We start from the raw sequence: 18,822 nt of genomic DNA, 5'->3' as shown, positions 1-18,822 counted from the left end.
AAATCTTTATAGTAGCTTTGTTTTTAATAATGATATCTTTTATCCCTTGTCCGACTTTTATTTTTTCTTCGACATGTAATTACATTATTCCTACCAAAAATATTATTTTTTCGGTAAAAAATAGCATATTTAGTCACCTTGTTAAAAATATTACATATTCTGACAAAATACTAGACCTCTCAGGTCCTAATTGGTTCTTAGACCTAGGACAATAGACTCATAAATCGAGTAGGAGGTAGATAATTATTTTATCTACCGACCTCTCACACCACCGAGCAAACCGTTCGGTACACGGCGGTTCCTAGTTTACGCTTTAACTTGTCGATAATATTCCGAAAAGAATAGGAAACCAAATCCTTTGATTACATCATTTCCAAGGGATTTGGATAAGACGGGGCTATTGGAAATTCTCCAGTAGCCCTTTCTTGTGTTTGCATATTCCCATGCTTTGTATTTATTGGCTCCAAAGAACTTGAGCATTTTAAATTTTGTTCTCACTTTCTTCCATTGTTTCCAGTAAATCATGCGAATACGCCTTCTCATCCAACTGTCAGTATTTATTAACAGATTCTTCATATCAGCTGGTTTAAAGTAGTTAACCCAACCCATAATGTATCGGCTAAGTTTCTTTGCTCTGGCTTCGTTGCTTATTCCATAACTTCTAGATGTGAGTTCTTTTATTCTCGTTCTCATCTTTGTAACTGATTTAAGATGAACTCTTAATCTGGCTTTTCCTTTATGTCTGTAAAAGCCAAACCCAAGAAATCTTACCTTTCCTACATAGGCAACTACAGTTTTATCTTTATTTACTTTGAGAAATAGTTTATTTTCGATGAAGGGTAGTATGTTCTTCAAGGTGCGTCCGGCACTTCTTCTGCTTTTACAAAAGATTAGCAGGTCGTCCGCATAGCGGACGAATTCGTGCCCCCTTTTCTCAAGTTCTTTATCCAATTCGTGGAGCATTATGTTACTGAGGATAGGGCTAAGAGGCCCGCCCTGGGGCACGCCAACTTCTGTATCCTTATAGGTGTGTTTGATCATTACTCCTGCTCTTAGATATTTGTTGATAAGAGATATTACTCGACCGTCTTTTATTGTCTTAGATAGCACTTCTATCAATTTGCTCTGGTTTACTGTGTCAAAGTATTTCTCCAAGTCCATATCTACTACATATTTGTATCCTTCATTTATGTTTTGTTGACTTTTCTTAATTGCATCATGAGTACTGCGTCCAGGGCGAAAACCATAGCTGTTATCTGAGAATTGCTCCTCATATATTGGAGATAGTACTTGGGCTATTGCTTGTTGGATTACCCTGTCTACCACTGTAGGTATGCCTAATTTTCTTTTCTTCCCATCTTCTTTAGGTATCTCTACCCTTCTGACGGGATTAGGGCGGTATTTACCGTCCAGGACTCTTTGCCTGAGGTGGTCCCCGTTTTCTTTGAGATATTGTAGAAGTTCATCTACTCCCATCCCATCAATCCCGTGAGAGCCTTTGTTGGATTTTATTTTCTTGAATGCTTTATTCATGTTGTCTCTATCCAAAATTTCCTCTAGCAAATTCCCCTTCGACAAGTTTGCATTGGAGATGTTGTTTTCAGTTATCCTTAAAGAACTGTGCACTCCCGCATATCCTTCGTGTTCCGCACTATTCTTCTGCGGTGAGCCTTCTTTGCAGCTTTCGCCTGTCAGAAGTTGGCGGCACTTCATTCCTTTATTGGTAACAGTCATTTACTGATCTCCTCCTAGGTTCATCCCTTCCTTAATGATGTCGACCTCATCAAGTACTATGGAATCTGCTGACTTCTCATGACAAATCTTATTTCAACCGTGGTTCGAAGTTCATCTTGCCACGTCCATGAGACCTCCCACGGTAAGACGATTAACTTTCATTCCATGTACCCACATCATTTACACTGGTATGTCCGTGTAGTTGATTGGACTTCGTTTTGTATTGCAAACTCATCCCATACCTTATGCCTGATGATGTTCGTGTGCCTTGGGTCGGAATTTTGCCTTAAGCTTCCTTCAGATCCCACCTCACGATGGGCACCCTTGCTCTTGGCTAATGGTTGGTAACTACAAACCCCCATAGTGGACTTACACCACCTAGCTAATCGTCATGCATGGCGCACAATAAAAAGGCTATGCATCCTTTGGACACATAGCCTTTCACTTCTTGCTGTTTATGTTTTAAATCAGCGAAGACAGGTGAGGAAATTATTAGGCATATCTTTTTCTAAGCTCTTCTAGCAATTGATTGTTGAGAACTTTAATATAAGTTCCCTTCATTCCCAAGGAACGAGATTCAATAACTCCTGCACTTTCAAACTTTCTCAAGGCATTCACAATTACAGATCGGGTAATTCCGACACGATCTGCAACCTTACTTGCTACTAATAGACCTTCGTCACCGTCTAACTCTTCAAAAATGTGCTCTACAGCTTCCAGCTCAGAATATGATAGAGTTCCTAAGGCTAATTGAACAATAGCTTTATTTCGAGCTTCTTCTTCAATTTCCTCGGCTTTTGCCCTTAATATTTCCATGCCAACTACTGTAGCTCCATTCTCTGCTAGTATTAAGTCTTCGTCTTGAAATTCTTTACTGAAACGAGCTAAAATCAAGGAGCCAAGTCTCTTTCCTCCCCCGATTATCGGGACTACTGTTGTTAATTTGTTTTCAAATAGACATTGTTCGTCATTTTTATACACACATTCGTTTCTTTTTTGTGTTAGATTATAACTAGTTTCATTTAATGATAATAAATAATCATTGTAATCCTCAGGGAATTTTCCTTGATCAAGAACTTGATCTTTCATAATCTCACACTCGAATTCATCTACCAGGGCACTACCCAATATTTTACCTTTCTTGCTGGCAATGTAAGTGTTTGCTTCGATAACATCCCTTAAAACTTGGGCTACTTCCGCGAAATCTACAGGCTGTCCTGCAGCCTTTTGTAGAATTCTGTTGATTCTGCGTGTTTTTTCTAACAAACTACTACTCATAAACTTCATCCTTTCTTATAGAATTTTTTGTTTTATCTAGTAAGTATAATAGAAAAGTCACTAATACTTTTCATTTCCATGAAAAAATCCCACCTTCAATCAATAAACTGTTAAGTCATTTACAAGATAAACCGACTGCTATCTTTTTCAGTCACAATATCTTGAAGTTGATCTTTAACATAATTGGAGTTGATCTCAACCTCTTGACCTTTCATTTCTGGAGCATAAAATGATAATTCTTCCAGTAATGTTTCTAAAATTGTATGCAGTCTTCTAGCCCCAATATCTTCAGTATTTTCATTTACGTACTCACACATATTGGCAAGTTCTTCGATGGCATCTTCTGTGAAATTGACCTTTACTTCTTCAGTTCTTAACAAGGCCTTATATTGTTCTAGCAAAGCGTTGCTAGGCTCTGTCAGAATCCGATAAAAGTCATCCTTGGTCAGGCTATCCAGTTCAACTCTGATGGGGAATCTACCCTGCAATTCAGGTATTAAGTCCGCCGGTTTACTATCGTGAAAGGCTCCAGCTCCTATAAACATAATGTGATCAGTCTTGACTCGACCGTATCTAGTGTTCACTGTCGAACCTTCTACAATAGGAAGTATGTCCCTTTGTACCCCTTCACGTGAAACATCTTGACCACCGGATTGTTTTCCTGAAGATGCTGCTATTTTATCAAACTCATCCAAGAAAATGATACCATAATTTTCTGCTCTTTCAATAGCTTCTTGATTTACCTGATCCTTATTAATTAATTTATCGGCTTCTTGTCGAGTTAAAACTTTTCTAGCTTCTTTCACAGTCATTTTCTTGTGTTCAGATTCTTTAGGTAATATTTTTCCAAACAATTCTTTAAAATTAACTCCCATTTCTTCAAACTGTTCTCCCATCAAGTTATCATCTTGAGCCGGTTCTTTTTCTAGTTTAACTGTTACATACTCATCTTCCAATAAGCCTTTAAACAATTGTTCTTTAATTTCCCGTCTTCTTGTTCTCAGATCAGTTTCTTGCTCACCTTTGGAAGAAGATTTTTTCTCTGACAATAATAAATCTATAATTCTATTTTCAGCTTGCTTACGTGCTTGTTTAGAAACTTCTTCATGCTTTTCCTCTTCTACTAACTGAATGGATTCAGCTACTAAATCTTTGACCATAGATTCAACGTTTCTACCTACATAACCTACTTCTGTAAACTTAGTAACTTCAATTTTTATAAAAGGTGCCTTGATAAGTTTTGCCAGTCTCCTAGCTATTTCAGTTTTCCCAACTCCTGTAGGGCCAATCATCAATATATTTTTAGGAATAACTTCTTCTTTAAGTTCTTCTTCAAGTTTTTGTCTGCGATACCTATTCCTAATTGCTATAGCCATAGATCTCTTTGCTTTGTTTTGACCAATAATATATTTATCTAATCGCTCTACTATTTCTTGGGGTGTCAGTTCTTCTGTTGAAATAATCATCACCTGCCTTTTACGGTCAATTCTTTATACTAATTGAACTGTCAATTAGTCTCCCTGTGCTCTCAACTCTTCCACGGAAATATGGGAATTAGTGTACACACAAATTTCTGCAGCTGTGTTCAAGGCTTCGCAGGCCATTTCTCCAGGAGCTAAATCACTGTGTTTCGAAAGCATTTTTAAAGCTGATAGAGCATAAGCCCCTCCTGAACCAATTGCTGCTACATTATCGTCGGGTTCAATGATTTCTCCACTCCCGGAAATAATAAACATTTTATCTAGATTAGCTACCAGTAATAGAGCTTCTAAGCGTCTTAACACTTTGTCTGATCTCCATTCTTTTGCCAGTTCCACACTAGCCTTGGATAAATTACCTTTTTCTTGTTCTAATTTATGTTCAAACCTTTCAAACAAGGTCATAGCATCGGCAACTGAGCCAGCAAAACCAGCCAAGACTTCACCTTTATACAATTTCCATATCTTTTTGGCTGATTGTTTAAAAATGGTATTTTGTCCCATAGTAATTTGTCCATCCCCTGCAATGGCAGTTCCTTTATCGGTTTTACATGCTGCTATTGTAGTACCATCAAGCATAATGTTCACCACCTTAAAACTTCATTCGTGATAATATAATTTTAAGCCCTGGGATGATATTTATTGTAAACCTCCGTCATCCTGGCTTGATTAACATGGGTATAAATTTGAGTCGTAGATATATTCACATGTCCCAGTAATTCTTGAACAGCCCTGAGATCGGCACCACCTTCTAGTAAATGGGTTGCAAAACTATGTCTTAAACTATGAGGAGAAACTCTATGTTCTGAGGCAGTTTGTTGGACGTATTTTTTTACCCTTCTCCTAATACTGCGCTGAGATATCCTTGTTCCAAATTTATTCAAGAATAAGGCATCACAGTTTTCAACTGACTTATTCTTTTTAAGTAATTCAGGCCTGGCATTATAAAGATAATCTTCTATAGCTGCCAAGGCAAAGCTTCCCAAGGGTGCCAACCGCTCAATATTGCCTTTTCCAGTCACTTTTAAGTAACCAGTTTGTAAATCTAAATTTTGTAAATCAAGGCCCCATAATTCTCCTAGCCTTATGCCTGAACAATAAAAAACCTCCAAGATTGCCTTATCACGGAGTCCAAAAGGATCATCACCTGGGGCATTTATCAACATTTCAACTTCTTCTATTGACAAAAACTCCGGTAGTTTGCGCTCTTTTTTTGGTGTGGCTAATAAAGCGCTAGTGTTAGACCTTATTTTTTCTTCCCTGGTTAAAAATTTGAACAATGACCTAATAGCTGACAACTTTCTAGCCGTTGTGCTTTTTTCGTAGTTTTTATCTTTTAAATAGGCAAGAAAATGTCTAATATGTTTATGTGTCACTTCATCCCATTGATATAGCTCAAATTGTTCATTAAAAAAGTTTTCTGCCTGAGTAAGGTCTTTATAGTAATTGTCTACGGTATAATGGGATAAATTCTTTTCTCCTTTTAAAAATTCCAAAAAGTCGAGCAACTCGTTTCTCAATTTCGAGTTCTCCCTTCTGACAAATCATAACACAATTCGTAAAAGATTTGCAACTAAAATAGTTACAATTTTCTTTCAATAAATTCTTCCAATATTTTTAAAGCTCTTTCCGATTGTTTTTGCTTTTTAATTTTTTTCGGAACTTTCTTCTCTAAAGAGGGGAGTAAACCAAAATTAATGTTCATAGGTTGAAAATTGTCAGGCGAAGCTTCAACTATATAACTTGCCAGGGCACCCAATGCCGTTTCTCGCGGGAAAGTCAAGGTTTCATTTCCTTGTAATTTCCTAGCTGCATTAAGTCCAGCAACTAACCCTGAAGCTGTTGACTCTACATATCCTTCAACTCCAGTCACCTGTCCTGCAAAAAATAATCCAGGCCTTTCTCTAAGCTGATAATTAGCGGTTAAAACTTTGGGTGAATTAATAAAAGTATTTCTATGCATAACTCCATACCTGACAAATTCAGCTTCTTCTAGCCCGGGAATTTTACGAAACACTCTTCTTTGTTCAGGCCATTTTAGCCTAGTTTGAAAACCAACTAGATTGTATAGAGTTCCTTCACGATTATCTTTTCTCAGTTGCACTACTGCATAGGGCATTTCTCCTGTATTTGGATTTTCAAGTCCTACAGGTTTTAAAGGACCAAAAACCAAAGTATCCTTACCACGGTTTGCCATTTGTTCAACAGGCATACAACCTTCAAAGACTACTTCCTTTTCAAAAGATTTTAAAGGTACTTTTTCAGCATTTATTAACTCTTGATAAAAGTCTTCATACTCTTCTTTAGTCATGGGACAGTTCAGATAGTCAGGTGTACCTTTGCCATACCTGGATGCCCAATAAGCAATATTTTTATTAATTGATTCATATGTGACGATTGGGGCAGCTGCATCATAAAAGTACAGAAAATCTGTACCAGTTAACTTTTGAATTCGCTCAGTTAACGATGTTGATGTTAGAGGTCCTGTAGCTATAACAGTTGGCTGACTTTCATTTATTTCTGTAACTTCCTCTGTGATTAAATTTATATTCGGATGGTTTTCAATATACTCAGTCACTTTCTGACTAAAAGCTTCTCTATCAACAGCCAAAGCTCCACCGGCAGGAACTTGTACCTGATCAGCAACTTTCATAATCAAACTATCGAATTTTCGCAGCTCCTCTTTTAATAGTCCAGCTGCATTTTCCAAGGATTTAGCTCGCAAGCTATTACTACATACTAATTCAGCCAGTTCACCTGTTTTATGTGCAGCCGTGGTCTTAACCGGCCTCATTTCATACAAGTCAACAGTTACCCCTTGTTGTGCAGCCTGATAAGCAGCTTCTGAACCAGCTAGTCCACCACCTATCACTGTTAATCTCATAGTATATCCTTCCCTTCTCCTGTGTTAGTTCAGCTCTGTTTCTCTTCTTGTTCTTCCACGGCATCGGCGGAATAATCACAATCTGGATGACTACACTGGTAGTACTTGTTCTTTTTACCGCGCTGTACTAGAAAAGATTCGCATTTAGGGCATTTTTTTCCTTCAACAGGTTTATACCAAGTTATAAAATCACAGTCTGGATAATTATTGCATCCCAAAAACTTTCTGCCTTTTTTACTCTTTCTTTCTACAATAGTTCCCTGACATTTAGGACATTCTACATTCAATTCCTTAACAAAGGATTTGGTATTTTTACAATCAGGAAAATTAGGACAAGCCAAAAACTTTCCATAACGGCCATGTTTTACCACCATGTAACTACCACATTTTTCACATTCTACATCCGTCTGTTCTTCTTCTAGTTCAATTTTCTTCATCTCTTCTTCAGCTGTTTTTACTTGTTTCTCAAAGGGTTCGTAGAATTCATATAAGAACTCTTGCCAGTCTTTTTCACCATCTTCAATTTTATCTAAACCCTGTTCTACTTCTGCAGTAAAATCTACATCTAATACATCAGGAAAAAATTCTTTAAGTTGTTCAACTACTATTTCACCAAGTTGAGTCGGATATAGTCTCTTCTCCTCCTGAATCACATACCCCTTTGTTTGAATAGTTTCTATAATTGGTGCATAAGTACTAGGACGACCTATACCTTCTTTTTCTAAAGTTTTTACAAGAGAGGCCTCACTGTATCGAGGCGGTGGTTGAGTAAAGTGTTGGTTAGGTTGCAATTCTTCTAAATCTAACAAATCATCCTGTTTTAATTCAGGCAAAATTTCATCTTTATCCTGGTCTTCATGTCCCAAAGCTAAAAAGCCTGGAAATTTAAGTTGAGAACCTCGAGCCCTAAACTTCATAGTACCAGCAGCATAAATATCAGCAGCAACGGTATCGTACTTGGCTGGAGCCATCTGACTTGCAATAAATCGATTCCAAATTAATTTATACAATTTAAATTGGTCATTACTCAGGGCCGATTTAATTTTTTCAGGTGATAAATCCGTCCTAGTTGGGCGAATACACTCGTGAGCATCCTGGGATCCTTTGCCACCTTTAAACGTTCTCGGTTTCCCGGGATAGTAGTCTTCGCCATATTCCTCCAGGATATATTCTTTAGCAGCAGTCAAAGCACTTTGACTAATCCTAGTGGAATCCGTTCTTAAATAAGTTATTAAACCCACATGTCCTTCACCAGACACCTTAATACCTTCATATAATTGTTGAGCTGTTCTCATAGTTCTTCGTGCAGAAAAACCCAATCGTCTATATGCGTCTTGCTGTAATGTGCTTGTTATGAATGGAGGATTCGGGTTTCTTTTGCGTTCTTTTTTCTCTACCTTATGAACCTTGTACGTAGCATTTTCTAACTTTGATAGTATCTCGTTCATTCTTTCTTCATTGGGAATCTCAGCTTTTTTGCCGTCAACTTCTTGCAGTTTACCTTCAAATTTTTCTCCATCTTTACTGAATTGAGCAATCAGGGTCCAATACTCTTCTGGAACAAATTCTTTGATCTCTTGTTCTCTATCGCAAATGAGCCTAACCGCTACCGACTGAACCCTTCCCGCACTCAATCCTTTTCTTACTTTTTTCCACAAAATGGGACTAATATTATAACCAACAAGCCGGTCCAGTACTCGTCGAGCCTGTTGTGCATTAACTAAGTTATAAGCGATTTTTCTTGGTTCTTTAAAAGCCGCTTTTATTGCATCCTTAGTAATTTCATTAAATTCGACGCGGCAATGTTCATCTTCATCTATTCCTAAAGCTCGCCCCAAGTGCCAACAGATAGCTTCCCCTTCTCGGTCAGGGTCCCCTGCCAGATAAACTCTGTCGGCTTTTTTGGCCTCTTTTTTAAGCTCTGAGAGAATTTTACCTTTCCCTCTAATTGTTATATATTTTGGCTTGAATACTTCATTAATTTCTATTCCCATCTGACTTTTTGGGAGGTCTATTAAATGCCCCATTGATGCTTTTACTTTGTATTGTTTTCCAAGGTATCTTTTAATCGTCTGAGCCTTGGCCGGAGATTCAACTATAACTAAATTACTTGCCAATTACTTCACCTCCATAAAAGACCTTATTTTATCCTTATTACATATCCACCCAGTCTGCGCATTATCCATCCATTTAATTCTAATTCCAATAAACATGTATAAATATCCTTATCAGTATTAGTTGAAGACAATAATTCATCAATTGATATTTCATAATAAGGGATTTTTTCCAAAATTGCTTTTTGAGATGAGGAAAGTCTGTTCTTAGATTCTTCTATAAGCATATTAACTGTTAAATTATATTCTGTCAAAATATCATCAGGATCCGTAACCACTTTAGCACCTTGAGCAATTAAAGCATTGCAACCCTGACTACATGGATTATTAATATTACCTGGTATAGCAAAAACTTCTCTATTTTGATCTAAAGCTAATTGAGCTGTAATCATAGCCCCACTTTTTTTAGGAGCTTCAATGACCAAAACACCCTCTGACAAACCACTTATTATCCGGTTGCGTTGAGGGAAATGAAATTTTTGTGGGCCAAGTTCTGGCGGATATTCACTGATTAATAGCCCCTTTTCAGAGATTTGCTTGTATAGTTCCCTGTTTTCTGGAGGATAAATAATATCTAAACCATTGCCTAAAACGGCAATGGTTTTCCCCCCTTCCTGTAAACATCTATAGTGAGCTTTTGCATCTGTTCCCTTAGCTAAACCGCTGACAATTGTTATATCAGCCCTTGTCACTGAAGGTATGATATTTTTAATGACTATATCTCCATAACTGGTTATTTTACGTGTTCCAACTACAGCAAGTTTTCTGGTATTAAGTAATGATACATCGCCCTTGGCATATAACAAAACAGGAGAATCATAAATTTCTTGTAGTGATTCAGGATATTCCTCAGGTAATATAATCTTTATTCCCTGTTCCATAATTTCATTAACCTTTTTTTGTAAATCGATTTTAGATCTATGAACCACTATATTTTCAGCCAAATCGTAACTAATACCAGATACTTCTAAAAGATTTTCAATAGATGAATTCCAAACTTCTTCCCCACAACCAAACCATTGAATCAACTTTTTTATTCTGTTATTGCCTAAACCAGGAATCAACTTTAACCCCATAACATACTTTCATTCCAAAGTTATCAACTCCTGTCGGTAATTTAAACTTCTAAAGTTAGTACTAAGGTCTTAATTTTGTGTTTAGTATACACTATTTAATATATTAGAGTCAATTCTTGCCAGTTTATTTTAGATACATATCTTGCCATAGTAAAAATATCAATAGTGTCCACAATTTTCTGCCCTGAAAATCAGTTTTTTTATCGGGTTTCATTAGTTTTTTAACTTTGTTTGGATTAAAGTATTTTTTACTTTCATTAGACAATAACAAATCTTTAGCCCATGTAATCAAAGAATTTTCAAACCATTTATCAGTAGGTACTGGAAACCCTAGTTTTTTCTTAACAACACTTTGTTGAGGTAAAATGTCATTCATGGCTCTTCTAAAAGCTATTTTGGTCTCTTTTTGGGAAACTTTCCACTTAACAGGTAAATTATAAGCCCAGTCTGTCAATTCAAGATTAAGAAAAGGGGCTCTTAAGCTCAGTGAATGTGCCATTAACATTCTATCAACTTTTAGCATTATATCACCTGTCATCCAGGAATTTATGTCTACATACTGCATTTTATTAACATCGTGGCATTTTTCTACATTTTTATAGATAGGTTTAAACATTTTGTCTAAGACTCCAGAAATTTGATGTTCTTTGGAAATTAAGTTATCCTTTTCAGCTGGAGTGAAAATCATGGCATTACCGAAATATCTCTCGGATAGAGGAGTGTTGGCTCTTTTAAATAAACTCTTTCCTTTTATATTGTAAGGAATAATATTAAATATACTATTCATAGTAGATAATACAGTCGATGGTAATTTTTGAATTTTGTTGACAAATAAGGGTTCTTGGTAGATATTGTATCCACCAAAAAATTCATCTGCTCCTTCTCCTGAAAAAATTTCTTTGACAAAATTACTTGCAAGTTCAGCCCCTTTATATAAACCAAAGGCAGAAGGATCAGCTACTGGTTCGTCAAGATGCCACACAAATTTACGCAATTCGTTCTTCAATTCCTCTAAAGACACCAATTTTTGATAATTGTTAACCTGAAGTTGAGCTGTTAAATTTTTAATAAATTCAAGTTCATCATACTTTTGAAAATGAAACCCCACGGAAAATGTAGAAATCCCCGGAACATATTTTTTATTTAACAGAGCAACTACTGAGGAAGAATCTATTCCACTTGAAAGAAATGCTCCTGGATTAGATGTGTTTTCAAATTGTTCCTGAATACTTTTCTGAAATAAAGTTTTGGTTTGTTCTGCTATTTCTTGCTTATTACCTCCCTTTGGTTTTGATTGAGTGAATTTATTCGAACCATTAAATACAAAAGTATGATATTTGTAAGTAGATTCTATGCTAGCTTTATTAAAAGTCATTGCAGTTCCTGGAAGGACACGGTAGACATCATCAATCATACTGTAAGGCTCCGGAGGGTACTGTAATATTAGATACAAATTGAGGCAATAGGAGTTTAATTTAGGAGAAATTAAATTAGAAGCTACTATTCCCTTTAATTCAGAAGAAAAGAGTATGGTACCATTTTTTTGATGATAATAAAGAGGTTTAACGCCAAAGGGATCACGTGCGGCAATTAACTTATCTGTATTTTTGTCATAAATCACCAGACTAAAAAATCCGTTGACCTTTTGTAATCCATCCAAACCCCATTCTTCATAGAGATGAAGCAAAATTTCTTCTCCATTACCGGTCCTTAAATAATGTCCCTTAGCTTTTAATTGTTGTCCCAGTTCATGTGAATTGAAGATAGTGGCATCACAAATCATCATTTTGTTGTTATATTCATTTACATAAGGCAAAACCTGCTGTTCTTTCTCAACGTTCACGGTCATTCCCATAGTAATTTTATTAATAGAATGTTTCTTTCTGATCCCTGGTCCCCTGTGATTAAGTGTTGCCAGCATGTTATCAACAATTTTCTGTCTTTCAAATTCTCTGTTAGGCGACATAACACCAGCCAAACCACTCATAAAGACTGCCCTCCAGTCATAATATTATTTGAAGGTTAATTTATTTAAAATAACCTTGAGTTTTATCCCTTTCCATGTTAGTATATTTAAGAAATATCGGGAGTGTTATTATATTTGTTAATGGGGAGAAGACCAGTGATAATAGGACCAAGAGTTTGGAAAACAGGATTGGCCGTTACAATCACAATATGGTTGGCCAGTTTATTACAATTAGAATATGCTTATCTAGCAGCTATAGCAGCTATTATTTCACTACAGCCCACAATTACTGATTCTTTTATCAAGGGCTGGGAAAGAATTCAGGCTACTGCTATCGGAGCAATAATAGCTTTATTAATGTTATTCACTTTGGGAAATAACCCTTTACTTGTAGGACTTGCTATTATCATTACTATTTTGGTCTGTCTTAAGTTTGGCTGGACCGAATCTATCAACTTGGCTTGCGTAACAGTGGCAATTATAATGACCGGAGGACGAGACGACACAGTTTCTTATGCTGTCCATCGAGCTACCATTTTACCCTTCTTAGGAATTATCGTAGCAGTAATAATTAATCTTTTATTTTCTCCACCACAGCATATTGAAACTGTAAAAAAGAGCTTGCGCGACTTAAATGAAGGAATTGAATTATTGATGATGAGAGTTATCAACAGTTTTCTGACTTGTGAAAACTACAGTCAGGAACATATCGATCAGTTGGTTGACAGAATTTATCACCTCCATGATGAAGCAAAGCAAAAATTAGCCATGTATAAAAATGAACGAGGTTACAAGCGTTACTTTGGGAGCAAGCACAAAAGCTTTAATGAGATCGATAAAATGGAAAAGGCATTAGAACTGCTATGGCTTATAGCCCAACGGGTAATTGATATTCAATATGTTGCTGAACAAAGATGTAATCGTTTATCTGGTATCAGAAACCCCAGTACACAATACAATGATTTACTTAATTCAGTACAAGAATTCTTGTTTTTAACCACAAGTCTAGAAAAAAATTTACTGGAAAATTTCTTAGAATCCGATGATAATAGAGTAGAAATAATTTCAAATCAGATAGAAGAAATCACCACTTTAAGAGAAGAACTGCGTGAAAAAATTAATAACTGGCAAGAAAGCCACTTAGGACCTGCTCATATTAGGTCTCTAATCGAAATTGCTACACTAGTTTATGACTTAGACCAAATTTGTAATTTATTATTCCAATTTCAAAGTTTAACCCAGGAAAAAAATGAAGACACCCAATAATGGGTGTCTTTTTTACTGGTATTTACGATCTAAGCCGCGATAACTACTAGCTTCAGCCAAATCTGAGGCGGTAATTTGGTTATCACCACGCAAATCAGCAATGGTCCTTGCAACCTTTAGGATTTTATTATATCCCCTAATACTTAGCCCTAATTTGTCAAACATTTGATTTAGCAGATTTTGACCTTGTTTATCGATGGAACAGTGTATTTTTATTTCATTAACTTTTAAACGTGAATTAGTGATCATTGAGTAGCCATATCTCTCCTGTTGTTTAAGACGCGCTGATATAACCCTTTGCTGTATATCTTGGGAATCCTCACCGTTATTATTAGAAATAATTTCATTATATTCAATTAACGGTACTTCAACCTGTATATCAATGCGATCCCATAACGCTCCTGTTATTTTTCCATGATGAGTTTTTAATTGACGAGGAGTACAAGTACATTCCTTTCCCGGCACAGTAAAGTAACCACAAGGGCACGGATTGGTGGTTGCCACTAGCATAAATTTGGACGGAAACTCACATGTACCATGCGCTCGAGAAATAACTACCCTATCATCTTCCAAGGGTTGGCGTAATAAATCTAATGTTGTCGCTGAAAATTCTGATAATTCGTCTAAAACTAAAATACCCCTGTGGGCAAGGCTGATTTCACCAGGGATAGGAACCTTTCCTCCACCAATCAAAGCAGCTTCTGTAATACTGTGGTGAGGGGTTCTTACCGGTGGAATAGCTATCAAACCATTAAAAGTATTGTAATCTAATTTTCCTGAAGCACTATAAATTTTAGTAACTTCTAAGGATTCTTCAAAATTAAGCCCTGGCATTATTGAAGGAATGCGCTTGGCGAGCATTGACTTGCCCGTCCCTGGTGGCCCTATCATCAAGATATTATGCATCCCTGCTACAGCAATCTCTAAAGCTCTTTTAGCTTGCTCTTGACCTTTTACATCATTAAAATTTGATAACCATGTTTTTTTGGTTGATGAAAATTGATGGCAATCCATATCAATAGTGATATTTTTACTAGACGCCCCTTTACAATTGATAACAGCTATAGCTTCCTCAATAGAATTAATAGGGAATACTTTCAGTTTATCTCCTAGTACTGATACTTCTTTAGCATTTTCTGCCGGTAAAACTAAGTTTGAGTAGCCGCTTTCTAACACAGACATAGCCATGGGGAGGGCACCGTCAATCCTTCTAACTTTTCCATCCAGGGATAATTCGCCAATATATACAGCATCCCGGCTAAAACAGTTATAACTGTGGTAATCTATCCCTTGGCCACAAGCAGTTAAAATACTAAGAGCAATAGACAGATCAAGTTGCGATCCGCCCTTGGGGAGATTACTGGGTGCTAGATTGATGGTAATGCGTTTTGTAGGAAAATCTAGACCACTGTTTTTTATTGCCGATCGGACACGACCCTTAGCCTCTTTCACAGCTGTGTTGGCTAGTCCCACAATCTCAAAATTGGGAATTCCATTAGCAATATCAACTTCTACTCCTATGAGTTTACCTTCGATACCATGCAAAATACAACTTGTCAGTTTAGTATACACCTGGCACTCATCTCCTAAATTTTAATCAAAGTCCTTATATTTCTTGTTAATACAGCCTTATCAAAAAGCATCCCTCAAGTGACTAATTTCACATTTTACCTTATTATTATTTAAAATAGCAATCACATCAAATCTGATTTGGTATTCAGTAAATTCGTTAAATTCGTACAAAAAAATATTTGCCAACTTTTTCAGCTGGCCTTGTTTCTCATAACCAACCGCTTCTTCTGGTTGTCCCCATAAAAGAGATGATCTGCTCTTAACTTCTACAAATATAAGGATATTGTCAAAACAACATATTAAATCTATTTCTCCTAACCGAGAAAATCTATAATTTTGGAAAATAATTTGATAGCCTTTACTTAATAGAAAGATTCTTGCAATCTTTTCGGCAGTTCTTCCCTTGGATTTATTGTTCACCTGCTTGTGTGCCTCTTTTCATTTTAATTAATACTTAATCACAATCATAATAATTCCCTAAAATAGCTCCAACTGTTGATTTTTCTGATTATCAATAATTTTTTTAATAGGTTTATATGTTTTTCTATGTATTGGACTGGGTCCGTATTTTTGAATAGCTTTGATATGGTTTTTAGTCAGATAACCTTTATGGTCTTTAAATCCGTATTCAGGATATTGTTCATCATATTCTAGCATCCTATTATCACGGGCAACTTTGGCTAGAATTGAAGCTGCACTTATGGCAGGGATTTTACTATCACCTTTAACGACAGTTTCCACTGGAAAAGGCACTTCAGGTGAATTAATGCCATCTATGTAAACCATATCTGGTTTAACAGTTAATCCTTCAAGAGAACGCTTCATTGCCAAAATCGTAGCTTTTCTAATATTTAGTTTTTCGATTTCTTCCACACTTGCAGTAGCTATACACCACGTTAAAGCGTCTTGTTTAATTTCTTCTGCAAGAAGTTCCCTTTTTTTAGGAGTCAATTGCTTAGAATCCGTTAGGCTTTCATTAATAGGTTTCTGTGGATCTAAAACACAGGCTGATACATAAACCTGGGCAGCTCCTGCTCCGAAACCAGCTTCATCAATACCACAATAATACATCATAATTCCCTCCGACATATAGAACAACTCAAAATATATACCAAAAGCATCTTATATACTCCCAACATCATCTAAAGGCCAAAAGATTAAAAAAGCTTTTCCCTTTATCTTATCTTCATGGATAAACCCAACTGAGTCAGAGCGGCTGTCCATACTATTATCGCGATTATCTCCCAAGACAAAATATTTATCTTCGGGTACTGCTTCAGGACCGTAATTATCATTAATTTTTTTTGTTTCATATTCAGACTCGTCAAGAGGGTCACCATCTATATATACTTGTCCTTCAGATATTTTAATTTCTTCTCCTGGAAGAGCAATTACTCGTTTAATAAAATCTTTATCATCACTGTATTCAAAAACTATTACATCTTCTCGATCAGGTTCTCTAAAACGGTACACAAATTTATTCACTATCAAGCGCTGGGAATTCTCCAAGGTAGGATACATGGATTGTCCCTCTACTAAAAAAATTTCTACAACGAAATATCTGATAAGCAAAGCAAGTAAAACAGCTACTACTAATGATTTTATCCATTCAAATACTTCTCGTGATTTGTTTGTTGTCATAAACTCATCCTCCATGTTTAAAAAAGGGACTGTAATCCAGCCCCTTTTTTACTAGCGAATGCCTTTGACACGTGCAGCTTTACCTTTTAAATCTCTTAAGTAATACAATTTAGCACGGCGTGTCTTGCCACGACGCAATACTTCAATTTTTCCTAACTTAGGAGAATGGACGGGGAAAGTTCTTTCGACTCCAACACCGAAACTTGTCCGCCTAACTGTGAAAGTTTCTCTTAAACCAGAACCTTTTTTACGAATAACTATTCCCTCAAAAGGCTGCTGTCGTTCTCTTTGTCCTTCAACCACTTTCACATAAACCCTAACAGAATCTCCAGTTTTAAAATCAGGAATATCATCTCGCATTTGTTTTTGCTCAATTTGTTTAATTATATCCATTTTTCTTCCTCCTCCTTCTTAGACGTTCATGTCAATTATTTTGACAGAGGACCATCTGTGATTTGACAAACGACAGAAATATTATAGCATATTGGTCTTAAATTTACAATCTGTCCAAGTCCAATTCTTTATTTGGACTTTCTTTTAAAATTTCGCGCATTAATTTGTATTCTTCTTCAGTTAACGATTTCTTGTCTAGTAAGTCTGGCCTCCGAGATAAGGTTCTCTTTAGGCTCTCTTTGGTTTTCCATGTTGCTATTCGCTTGTGATCCCCAGACATTAAAATTTCTGGAACTTCTAAACCTCTAAAAATTGCAGGTCTAGTATACTGGGGATGTTCAAGCAAGTAATTATTGAATGAATCTGTCTTGGCCGAGCTCTCATCACCAAGAACACCAGGTACAAGCCTGGTTACAGAATCCAAAATAACCATTGCAGGCAATTCACCACCGGTTAATACGTAATCTCCAACGGATATTTCTTCATCTACTAAATGTTGCCTAACCCTTTCATCTACTCCTTCGTAATGCCCACATAAAATGGTTAATCGATTTAAACTAGATAATTCCTTCGCTTTTTCTTGAGAATATGGATTTCCTTGTGGTGTAACAAAAACAGTTTTCTGGTTTACATTAAAAGAAGGAGACTTTTTAAGTTCATCCATGGCATAAAATATGGGTTCTGGTTTCATCACCATTCCCGCACCGCCACCATAAGGGTAATCATCTACCTTTCGATGCTTATTAGTAGAAAACTCCCTGATATCAATCAGATTTACTGTAATCATTTCTCGAGCCAGGGCTCTACCAATAATACTGCTTTCCAATACGCCGTGAAACATTTCCGGGAATAATGTCATGATATCGATATGCATTTTATTCCTCCTCGTCTAAGAGCCCCTCTGGTAGATCCACTATCATAATTTGTTCGTCAAGATCTATTTTTTTAACTACTTCATAAAGGGCTGGAATTAAAATTGGCTTATCATCTTGTTCTTTACTGACTTCGTAGACATCGTTACTCCCAGTTTGGTAAATATTGGTTACAGTACCCAGAAATTCATCTTCCACGGTAACAACAGACAAACCGGTGATTTGATCAAAGTAATATTCATCTTCTTCTAACTGTGGCCTTTCTTCCCTAGGGATTTTAATATACCAGTCATGAAAACCCTCAACTTGATTGATATCATCCCATTCACTAAACTTGACAATTTCCATGTTTTTATGAGTAAAGGATGATTCAATATGAGCAATAATAGGGTCATAGTGATCTTGTTCATTGACAAGATAGACCCTATCTAGCTCATTAAATCGGTTTTCAATATCGGTGAGTGAAATGACTTTCAACTCACCTTTTACACCGTGAGTACCTACAATTTTCCCTACATAAACAAGATCTAATTCAGGGTGCATTTTGA

The 18,822-nt window shown here is 36.3% G+C and carries 17 protein-coding genes; 1 reads left to right on the top strand and 16 read right to left on the bottom strand.

What is annotated here, in order from left to right:
• Positions 1-306 precede the first annotated feature (306 nt).
• The 9 genes from ltrA to asnB all read right to left on the bottom strand — a co-directional run bounded on the left by ltrA (position 307) and on the right by asnB (position 12,551).
• Positions 307-1,734: a group II intron reverse transcriptase/maturase gene (ltrA, locus tag NTHER_RS07025; protein WP_012446632.1), complete on the bottom strand. Its 1,428-nt coding sequence runs from the start codon at positions 1,732-1,734 to the stop codon at positions 307-309.
• Positions 1,735-2,226: 492 nt separating this feature from the next.
• Complete coding sequence (codY, locus tag NTHER_RS07015; protein WP_012447844.1) at positions 2,227-3,012, bottom strand: GTP-sensing pleiotropic transcriptional regulator CodY; 786 nt, start codon at positions 3,010-3,012, stop codon at positions 2,227-2,229.
• A 119-nt stretch (positions 3,013-3,131) separates the two neighbouring features.
• Positions 3,132-4,472 (bottom strand): ATP-dependent protease ATPase subunit HslU, encoded by a 1,341-nt coding sequence (gene hslU / locus NTHER_RS07010; RefSeq protein ID WP_414628120.1) that lies wholly within the window; start codon positions 4,470-4,472, stop codon positions 3,132-3,134.
• 51 nt (positions 4,473-4,523) lie between these two features.
• Positions 4,524-5,069 carry an ATP-dependent protease subunit HslV gene (hslV, locus tag NTHER_RS07005; RefSeq protein WP_012447842.1) on the bottom strand — a complete coding sequence of 182 codons (546 nt, stop codon included), beginning with the start codon at positions 5,067-5,069 and terminating at the stop codon, positions 4,524-4,526.
• Between the two features lie 41 nt (positions 5,070-5,110).
• On the bottom strand, positions 5,111-6,010 hold the full coding sequence (gene xerC / locus NTHER_RS07000; RefSeq protein ID WP_012447841.1) for a tyrosine recombinase XerC: 900 nt from the start codon (positions 6,008-6,010) through the stop codon (positions 5,111-5,113).
• Positions 6,011-6,072: 62 nt separating this feature from the next.
• The gene (trmFO, locus tag NTHER_RS06995; RefSeq protein ID WP_012447840.1) at positions 6,073-7,374 is read right to left on the bottom strand and encodes a methylenetetrahydrofolate--tRNA-(uracil(54)-C(5))-methyltransferase (FADH(2)-oxidizing) TrmFO; all 1,302 of its coding nucleotides are present in this window, start codon (positions 7,372-7,374) and stop codon (positions 6,073-6,075) included.
• Between the two features lie 29 nt (positions 7,375-7,403).
• A complete protein-coding gene (gene topA, locus NTHER_RS06990; RefSeq protein WP_012447839.1) occupies positions 7,404-9,491 on the bottom strand; it encodes a type I DNA topoisomerase in 2,088 nt (695 codons plus the stop codon).
• Positions 9,492-9,514: 23 nt separating this feature from the next.
• Positions 9,515-10,564, bottom strand: coding sequence for a DNA-processing protein DprA (gene dprA, locus NTHER_RS06985; RefSeq protein WP_012447838.1), 1,050 nt, complete (start codon positions 10,562-10,564; stop codon positions 9,515-9,517).
• Between the two features lie 124 nt (positions 10,565-10,688).
• Positions 10,689-12,551, bottom strand: a complete 1,863-nt coding sequence (gene asnB, locus NTHER_RS06980; protein ID WP_012447837.1) for an asparagine synthase (glutamine-hydrolyzing) — start codon at positions 12,549-12,551, stop codon at positions 10,689-10,691.
• 135 nt (positions 12,552-12,686) lie between these two features.
• Here asnB and NTHER_RS06975 point away from each other — a divergent pair, with 135 nt between their 5' ends.
• On the top strand, positions 12,687-13,796 hold the full coding sequence (locus NTHER_RS06975) for an FUSC family protein (protein WP_012447836.1): 1,110 nt from the start codon (positions 12,687-12,689) through the stop codon (positions 13,794-13,796).
• Positions 13,797-13,808: 12 nt separating this feature from the next.
• Here NTHER_RS06975 and NTHER_RS06970 read toward each other — a convergent pair whose 3' ends face one another.
• The 7 genes from NTHER_RS06970 to rimM form a co-directional block, all read right to left on the bottom strand.
• Entirely contained in the window at positions 13,809-15,368 is a 1,560-nt protein-coding gene (locus NTHER_RS06970) for a YifB family Mg chelatase-like AAA ATPase (protein ID WP_012447835.1), read from the bottom strand.
• A 60-nt stretch (positions 15,369-15,428) separates the two neighbouring features.
• Positions 15,429-15,788, bottom strand: coding sequence for a YraN family protein (locus NTHER_RS06965; protein WP_012447834.1), 360 nt, complete (start codon positions 15,786-15,788; stop codon positions 15,429-15,431).
• Between the two features lie 57 nt (positions 15,789-15,845).
• Positions 15,846-16,442, bottom strand: a complete 597-nt coding sequence (locus NTHER_RS06960) for a ribonuclease HII (protein WP_012447833.1) — start codon at positions 16,440-16,442, stop codon at positions 15,846-15,848.
• A 48-nt stretch (positions 16,443-16,490) separates the two neighbouring features.
• Positions 16,491-17,024 carry a signal peptidase I gene (lepB, locus tag NTHER_RS06955; protein ID WP_041366974.1) on the bottom strand — a complete coding sequence of 178 codons (534 nt, stop codon included), beginning with the start codon at positions 17,022-17,024 and terminating at the stop codon, positions 16,491-16,493.
• Positions 17,025-17,060: 36 nt separating this feature from the next.
• On the bottom strand, positions 17,061-17,402 hold the full coding sequence (gene rplS / locus NTHER_RS06950; protein WP_012447831.1) for a 50S ribosomal protein L19: 342 nt from the start codon (positions 17,400-17,402) through the stop codon (positions 17,061-17,063).
• Positions 17,403-17,505: 103 nt separating this feature from the next.
• Positions 17,506-18,276: a tRNA (guanosine(37)-N1)-methyltransferase TrmD gene (gene trmD / locus NTHER_RS06945; RefSeq protein WP_012447830.1), complete on the bottom strand. Its 771-nt coding sequence runs from the start codon at positions 18,274-18,276 to the stop codon at positions 17,506-17,508.
• 1 nt (position 18,277) lies between these two features.
• Positions 18,278-18,817, bottom strand: a complete 540-nt coding sequence (gene rimM, locus NTHER_RS06940) for a ribosome maturation factor RimM (protein ID WP_012447829.1) — start codon at positions 18,815-18,817, stop codon at positions 18,278-18,280.
• Positions 18,818-18,822 lie beyond the last annotated feature (5 nt).

Origin of the sequence: Natranaerobius thermophilus JW/NM-WN-LF, from assembly GCF_000020005.1 — a bacterium.
GTDB classification, from domain to species: Bacteria; Bacillota; Natranaerobiia; order Natranaerobiales; family Natranaerobiaceae; genus Natranaerobius; species Natranaerobius thermophilus.
Note: the sequence above shows the minus strand (reverse complement) of the source record. Positions and strands in the feature narration are given on the sequence as shown.

Bases quoted from the DNA above. Each gene is read 5' to 3' on its own strand.
- hslV (WP_012447842.1), bottom strand. From the start codon at position 5,069: ATGCTTGATGGTACTACAATAGCAGCATGTAAAACCGATAAAGGAACT.
- codY (WP_012447844.1), bottom strand. From the start codon at position 3,012: ATGAGTAGTAGTTTGTTAGAAAAAACACGCAGAATCAACAGAATTCTA.
- ltrA (WP_012446632.1), bottom strand. From the start codon at position 1,734: ATGACTGTTACCAATAAAGGAATGAAGTGCCGCCAACTTCTGACAGGC.
- asnB (WP_012447837.1), bottom strand. From the start codon at position 12,551: ATGAGTGGTTTGGCTGGTGTTATGTCGCCTAACAGAGAATTTGAAAGA.
- NTHER_RS06960 (WP_012447833.1), bottom strand. From the start codon at position 16,442: ATGATGTATTATTGTGGTATTGATGAAGCTGGTTTCGGAGCAGGAGCT.
- lepB (WP_041366974.1), bottom strand. From the start codon at position 17,024: ATGGAGGATGAGTTTATGACAACAAACAAATCACGAGAAGTATTTGAA.
- rimM (WP_012447829.1), bottom strand. From the start codon at position 18,817: ATGCACCCTGAATTAGATCTTGTTTATGTAGGGAAAATTGTAGGTACT.
- rplS (WP_012447831.1), bottom strand. From the start codon at position 17,402: ATGGATATAATTAAACAAATTGAGCAAAAACAAATGCGAGATGATATT.
- dprA (WP_012447838.1), bottom strand. From the start codon at position 10,564: ATGGGGTTAAAGTTGATTCCTGGTTTAGGCAATAACAGAATAAAAAAG.
- trmFO (WP_012447840.1), bottom strand. From the start codon at position 7,374: ATGAGATTAACAGTGATAGGTGGTGGACTAGCTGGTTCAGAAGCTGCT.
- trmD (WP_012447830.1), bottom strand. From the start codon at position 18,276: ATGCATATCGATATCATGACATTATTCCCGGAAATGTTTCACGGCGTA.